The organism is Streptomyces sp. BR123 (genome assembly GCF_013401435.1).
GTDB lineage: Bacteria > Actinomycetota > Actinomycetes > Streptomycetales > Streptomycetaceae > Streptomyces.
The window spans coordinates 1-6,111 of sequence record NZ_JACBGN010000384.1 but is presented as its reverse complement, the minus strand read 5'-3'; the positions used below and the strand labels follow the sequence as shown (position 1 = coordinate 6,111).

The 6,111-nt window shown below is 75.9% G+C and carries 5 protein-coding genes and 1 pseudogene; 2 read left to right on the top strand and 4 right to left on the bottom strand.

Annotated elements, in window-relative coordinates; genetic code table 11:
• The first annotated feature begins 95 nt into the window (after nucleotides 1–95).
• Nucleotides 96–872, top strand: coding sequence for a serine protease (locus HYE82_RS33270; RefSeq protein ID WP_179177941.1), 777 nt, complete (start codon nucleotides 96–98; stop codon nucleotides 870–872).
• Between the two features lie 140 nt (nucleotides 873–1,012).
• Here the strand turns inward: HYE82_RS33270 and HYE82_RS33265 are convergent.
• From HYE82_RS33265 to HYE82_RS33255, 3 genes and pseudogenes are all read right to left on the bottom strand, one after another.
• Nucleotides 1,013–1,480 (bottom strand): annotated as a pseudogene (locus HYE82_RS33265) (NUDIX domain-containing protein); the annotation flags it as partial.
• Between the two features lie 49 nt (nucleotides 1,481–1,529).
• Nucleotides 1,530–3,146, bottom strand: coding sequence for an apolipoprotein N-acyltransferase (gene lnt, locus HYE82_RS33260; RefSeq protein WP_179177939.1), 1,617 nt, complete (start codon nucleotides 3,144–3,146; stop codon nucleotides 1,530–1,532).
• A gap of 136 nt (nucleotides 3,147–3,282) precedes the next feature.
• Nucleotides 3,283–3,798, bottom strand: coding sequence for a hypothetical protein (locus HYE82_RS33255; protein ID WP_256988014.1), 516 nt, complete (start codon nucleotides 3,796–3,798; stop codon nucleotides 3,283–3,285).
• A 539-nt stretch (nucleotides 3,799–4,337) separates the two neighbouring features.
• Between HYE82_RS33255 and HYE82_RS33250 the strand changes: the two genes are divergently transcribed.
• Nucleotides 4,338–5,327 (top strand): ADP-ribosylglycohydrolase family protein, encoded by a 990-nt coding sequence (locus HYE82_RS33250; protein ID WP_179177942.1) that lies wholly within the window; start codon nucleotides 4,338–4,340, stop codon nucleotides 5,325–5,327.
• Here HYE82_RS33250 and HYE82_RS33245 read toward each other — a convergent pair.
• On the bottom strand, nucleotides 5,267–6,070 hold the full coding sequence (locus tag HYE82_RS33245) for a glutamate racemase (RefSeq protein WP_179177937.1): 804 nt from the start codon (nucleotides 6,068–6,070) through the stop codon (nucleotides 5,267–5,269). The two genes, HYE82_RS33250 and HYE82_RS33245, sit on opposite strands and share 61 nt — an antisense overlap.
• Nucleotides 6,071–6,111 lie beyond the last annotated feature (41 nt).

Here is a 6,111-nt window from a genome sequence, read left to right as displayed (position 1 = left end):
GCTGGTGCGGGCGGCGGGGCCTCGGGCCGGGATTCACAGCGGATTCATATGGAATAGCGGGCTCCGGTCACAGTTTCGGCGGGGAGGCTCGGAACATGATCCGGCGCCCGCATCTCCGACCGGCCCGCCGCTCCGCCGTCCGCCGGACTTCCCGGACGCTTGCGGCGCTGGCCGCGATGGCCACCCTGCTGAGCCTGAACGTGCCGGACGCCGGCGCGGTCCCGCCGCTGGGCGTGACGGCACGGGCGATGCCCGACGCGGCGGCGGCCCGGATCGGGCCGCTGTTCGCCGGGGGCCTCGGCGGGGGCCACTTCTGCACCGCCGCCGTGGTCCGCAGCGACGGCCGCGACGTGATAGCCACGGCCGCGCACTGCGTGGGCGATCCGCAGAACACGGTCTTCGCGCCGGGCTACCGCGACGGCAGGGCCCCGCACGGGCTGTGGCGGCTCACTGACGTGTTCGTGGCGCCGGACTGGACGGACGGCGAGGACCCGGACTCCGACCTGGCCTTCGCCACGGTGGTCCCGGTGGACGGCGGGCACGGCATGTCCGTCGAGGACGCGGTCGGAGGGTTCCCGGTGGCCGCCGAACAGCCGGACGACGCGGCGGTGACGGTCATCGGCTACCCGAGCACCGAGGACGCCCCGCTGCGGTGCGGGAACACCACCGCCCTGTACTCCGGGACCCAGCGCCGCATCGACTGCCCCGGCCTCAGCGGCGGCACGAGCGGCAGTCCGTGGCTGGTGGACGGGGCCGTGGCCGGGGTGCTCGGCGGTCATGAGGGCGGGGGCACGGACCCGGACGTCTCGTACAGCGCAGTGATGGGCGACCGGGCGGTGGAGCTGTACCGGGAGGCGGCCGACGCGGGCTGAGCCGCAGGCCGGAACCGGGGCGGGGACCCGGGGCGGCGCGGTCACTCCGGGATGCCCTCCGGCACCCACGCCGGGGCGCCGCCCCGCCGGTCCGCCGGGATCCCCGCCGGCCCGGCCGGAACCTCCTCCGGGAGCTCGCCGGCGGGTGCGAACCAGGTCGGCTCGTCGCCCAGGGCCCGGCGGACGCGGTTCAGCCCGAACGGGTCCAGCGGGGGCAGCGCGTCGGGCGCGAACCAGGCCACTTCCAGCGATTCCTCGTCATTGGCGCGTGCCTCCCCGCCGGTGGCCCGGCAGCGGAAGGTGATGTCCTGGAACTGGCAGACGTCGCCGTTGGGGTAGGTGACGGGCTCCAGCATCTCGACCATCACCACGCGCTCCGCGACGCACCGCACGGCCGTCTCCTCGTACACCTCGCGCACGGCCGTGTCGGCGGGCTGCTCGCCCGGCTCCGCGATCCCGCCGACAACAGCCCACCGGCCGGTGTCGGAGCGCCGCCCGAGCAGCACGCGACCGCGGTCGTCGACGACGATCGCGGTCACAGCGGGCAGCAGGAGCAGCCGGTTCCCGGCGTGGGCTCGGATCTCGCGGATGAACTCAGGTGTGGTCATGCCCCGACCTTACGAGGCCGTCCTCGCGGGGCCGGCGCCGCCGCACCGCTCAGGCGTCGCTGCGACGGGCGCGGACGCGGCGCAGGAGGATCCAGCCGAAACCGCCGGCGGTCAGCGCGAGCAGCGCGTACTCGGGCAGCGGGCCGAGGCGGGTGGCGGGGGTCTCGGTGGAGCGCAGGGGGACCTCGGCGACGAGCGCGTCCGCGGTGAACATCTCGGTCTGCTGCACGACCTCGCCGTCGGGGCGGATGACCGCGCTGACGCCGCTGGTGACCGGGACGAGGACGGTGCGGCTGTGCTCGACGGCGCGGACCCGGTCCATGGCGAGCTGCTGGTAGGTCATCTGGGTCCGGCCGAAGGTGGCGTTGTTGCTCGGTACGGCGATCACCTGGGCGCCGGCGCGGACGGTGGAGCGGACGGCGTCGTCGAAGGCGGCCTCGTAGCAGGTGACCATGCCGATGCCGCTGCCTGCCATGTCGAAGACGCCCGGCTCCTTGCCGGGGCCGAAGTCACGCTGCACGCGGTCCACGTCGGCGCTGAAGATCCGGACGACGGACCGCATGGGGATGCGCTCGCCGAAGGGCTGGATCTTGCGCTTGTCGTAGGTGTGCGTGGGGCCCTCGGCCGGGTCCCAGAGGATCATCGTGTTGCGGAGCGGGCCGGTTTCGGGTGCCAGTACGGAGCCGATCGCGACGGGCACTCCGATGGCCTTGACCGCGTTGTCGATGACCCGGTGGGCGTCGGGCTGGGTGAACGGGTCGATGTCGGAGGAGTTCTCCGGCCAGACCACGAAGTCCGGCCGGGGGGCGCGGCCGGCCCGGACGTCTTCGGCGAGCTGGACCGTGCGCTTGGCGTGGTTGTCGAGGACGGCGCGGCGCTGGGCGTTGAAGTCGAAACCGGCACGCGGCACGTTGCCCTGGATCACGGCGGCCGTGGCGGTGCCGTCCTCGGCCGCATCGGAGACCAGCGGGCGGGCGGCCAGCGCCGCGCCGACGGGAGCGGCAACGGCGAGGGCGGCGAGCGCGGCGACACCGCGGCGGGGGTGGTGGAGGGCGGTGCGCAGGGCTTCGTACAGGCCGAATCCGCACAGGGCGATGGCGAAGGAGAGCAGCGGGGTGCCGCCGAGGGCGGCGAGCGGCAGGAAGATCCCGTCGGCCTGTCCGAAGGCGAGCTTGCCCCAGGGGAAGCCGCCGAAGGGGGCGCGGGCGCGCAGGGCCTCGCCGGCGGTCCACGCGGCGGCCCCCCACAGCGGCCAGGCGGGGAGCCGGCTGACGAGGGAGATGCCGAGGGTGGCGAGGCCGATGAGGAGGGCTTCGAGGGTGGCGAGGGCGATCCACGGGACCGGGCCGACGCCCTCGCTGGTCCAGACGAGCAGCGGCAGCAGGAAGCCCAGCCCGTGCAGGACGCCCAAGCCGAAGCCGGCGCGGGCGCGGCGGCCGTGGAGGCAGCCGGCGAGGACGGCGAGGGCGACGGGTGCCAGCCACCACAGGGGGCGGGGCGGGAAGCTGAGGTAGAGCAGTACGCCGGAGGCGGCGGCGAGGGCCGCGCGTACGGCGGCGGCCGCCTTCCCCTGGGGCAGGCGGCCGCCCGCGGGCGCGGCGGCTTCGGCTCCGGCGGAGGCTTCCGCTCCGGTGGCGCGGGGCTCTTCGGTGACACTGCTGCTCATCTGGCGGAGTGTACGTGGCCGGGCCGGCCAGGCGTCGGCCGGCGGCCTCGCGGGGGCGGCCGACCGGGCACCGCGGCAGGCCCGGCCGGGGGGCGGCCGGGGGCGGCCGGCCGGGGATCGCGGCCCCCGGGGCGGCTCAGCCGGCCAGGGCGCGCAGGTGGGCGCGGATGACCCGGACGGCGTTCTCGGCGTCGTCGACGGTGACCGTGAACACCTTGCCGTCCCCGAGGTGGAGGGCGAGGCCCTCGCCGCGGCGGACGATGATGGCGGTGCCCTTCTCGGGGCGCCAGCGGTGGCCCCAGCCGCCCCACTGCTGGGGGGTGATGTGCGGGAGGTACTCGGCGGAGGCGATCTCGGTGAGGCAGACCCTGCGGCGGGGGAGCCCGATGTGACCGCAGCGCACCTCGACGGCCTCCGCGTCGATGGTGACGGCGACCTGCACGAAGGCGAGGGTGCCGTAGAGGATCAGGAGGCCGACGGCGAGGCAGCCGACGACCGCCATCAGCAGGGGCACGATGCCGGAGCTCCAGGGGGAGTCGACGGCCAGCTCGATGCCGAGGGCCAGCGCGGCGGCCCCGGCCGAGGCCAGGACCCATTGCGCCTGGTTGGTTGCCCGGCCCGTCCAGAGCGGACCAGGAGGGTGACCCGTCATGAGTAGCAGCGTACTCACGTTCCGCATGTGCGCCACCGTCTCCCGCCCTCGCCCTTTTCCGCGTCCGGCCGCTCTGTGCCGCATCCTTCCGCGGTGGCCGCGGGCAAACCCGGGGCGGCCGGCGGATCGGCCCGCTTCAGCCGGGCAGGAGGCCGATGAGCGCCTCCCTCGGGGCCGGGCGGCGCACCGTCATGAAGCGGTGCAGGCTCCGCGAGGCGAGGCGAGGGCGAGGCGCTGGGCGGCCCGGCGGCCGTCGTAGGCTCGCAGGGCGGCGCGGGGGACTTCGCGCGGCGCCACCGGCAGCTGCTCGGCGCGGCCGGTCTCCCGGACGGGCCCGCACAGGCCCGCGCCCTCACCCTCGCGAAGTACGGGGTGGTGTGGCACCTGCCGGGCGGGGGCGCCGGAAACACCGGCCGCGGCCGGGCCCTACGATCTGGACGCCTTCGCGAGGGATGTGCCGGCCGGCGTATGCCCCGCGCCATCGGGGGAGGAACAGTGACATGACCGAGCCATTCAGCCCAATGGAACGTATCGACCGTATCGACCGGATCGACCGCGCTGTCGGGGCCGTGCTCGGCTCGGCCGTGGGTGATGCCCTCGGCGCGCCCTACGAGTTCGGGCCCGCGGGCGAACTGAGCGCGCGCGGCGCGGAGATGTGCGGGGGCGGCGGCTGGGATCCGGGTGAGGCGACGGACGACACGCAGATGGCCGTGCTCGTCGGCGAGTCGCTGCTGGAGCACGGCGGGCTCGAACTCCCCGACGTCTTCGAGCGGTTCCGGCGCTGGGCGGCGGCCGGGCCGAAGGACATCGGACTGCAGACCGAGGACGTACTGACCGGCGGAGCACCGTGGGACCTGGCCGCGGCGCTTCACTTCCAGGTGAACGCGCGAGCCGCCGGCAACGGTTCCCTCATGCGGGCGTCGACGTCCGCGGTGTACTTCGCCGCCGAGGGACGGGAGGCGACCATGGCCGCGGCCCGGCGGATCGCGGCACTGACCCACGGCGACCCGGCGGCCTGGGAGGGCACCGCCGTCCTGCACGAGCTCGTACGGGTCGGCCTGGCCGGCGCCGATCCGCTGACCGGCATTCCGGACGCGCTCGCGGCGGTGGTCCCGGAGCAGCGCGAGCGGTACGCCCGGGTCCTCGACCCGGACTGGCACCCGGACCTGGCCACCGAGTTCAACGGCGCGGTGTGGCCCTGCCTGGGCTCGGCGGTGTGGGCGCTGCGGACCACGGGCGGCTTCGCGCAGGCCGTCCGGGCGGCCGTGGACCTGGGCGGGGACACCGACACGGTCGCCGCGGTCACGGGCACGCTGGCCGGGGTCCGCTACGGCGGGGCGGCGATCCCGGCGGAGTGGACGGCCCCGCTGCACGTGCCGCTGCCCGGCTTCGGGGGCCGCGTGCTCGACGCGGACGGCCTGCGCACCCTGGCCCGCCGCCTGGCGGCGGGGGCGGACGGGCGGGTGCCTCAGCTCCGGACGGGCGCGAGGGCCGCACCCTCCCCGACCAGCAGCCGCCCCTCGGCATAGCGGAGCGCGGCGGCGGACAGCGCGCCCTCGTCCCCGCTGAGCAGCACGGTCAGCCCGCCGGTGGCGGGCAGCCCGGGCTCCGGGACGGCGCCGATGCGGCGCAGTGCCTGGAGGGCGACGGCCTCGGCGGAACCGTGGAAGACGAACGCGGTCCCGCCGGTCCGCTCGGCCAGGGCGGCCCGGATGGACGCCTCGACGAGCTCGTAGTGCGTGCACCCGAGGACGACGTCGGTGACGTCGGCCGGGGTCAGCGCGGCGGCGGCCGCGACGGCGGCTTCGATGGCCGCCTCGTCCGCGGCCTCGACGGCGTCGGCGAGCCCCGGGCAGGGCACCTCGGTGACGCGCGCCCCGGAGGCGAAGTCACGGATGAGCCCGCGCTGGTAGGGGCTGCCGGTGGTGGCGGGGGTGGCCCAGATCGCCACGCGCCCCCCGGCGGCCGCGGCCGGCTTGATCGCGGGCACGGTGCCGATCACGGGGATCGCGGGCTCCAGCTCCGCCCGCACGGTGGGCAGGGCGTGGACCGTGGCGGTGTTGCAGGCGATGATCAGAGCGTCCGGGCGGAGCGCGGCGGCGGCACGGGCGACACCGAGCGCACGCCCGGTGAGGTCCTCGGGGGTACGCGGCCCCCAGGGCATGCCGACGGGGTCGGAGGACAGGACCAGGTCGACGTCCGGACGCAGCCGCCTCATCGCGGCGGCAGCTGCGATGAGGCCGATTCCGGAGTCCATGAGCGCGATCTTCACCTGGTCACCTTAATCGACGGACCCCCTCCCCACCCCCGACA

Excerpts from the sequence above, each read along its gene's own strand:
- HYE82_RS33270 (WP_179177941.1), top strand. The coding sequence starts at position 96 with ATGATCCGGCGCCCGCATCTCCGACCGGCCCGCCGCTCCGCCGTCCGC.
- lnt (WP_179177939.1), bottom strand. The coding sequence starts at position 3,146 with ATGAGCAGCAGTGTCACCGAAGAGCCCCGCGCCACCGGAGCGGAAGCC.
- HYE82_RS33255 (WP_256988014.1), bottom strand. The coding sequence starts at position 3,798 with ATGACGGGTCACCCTCCTGGTCCGCTCTGGACGGGCCGGGCAACCAAC.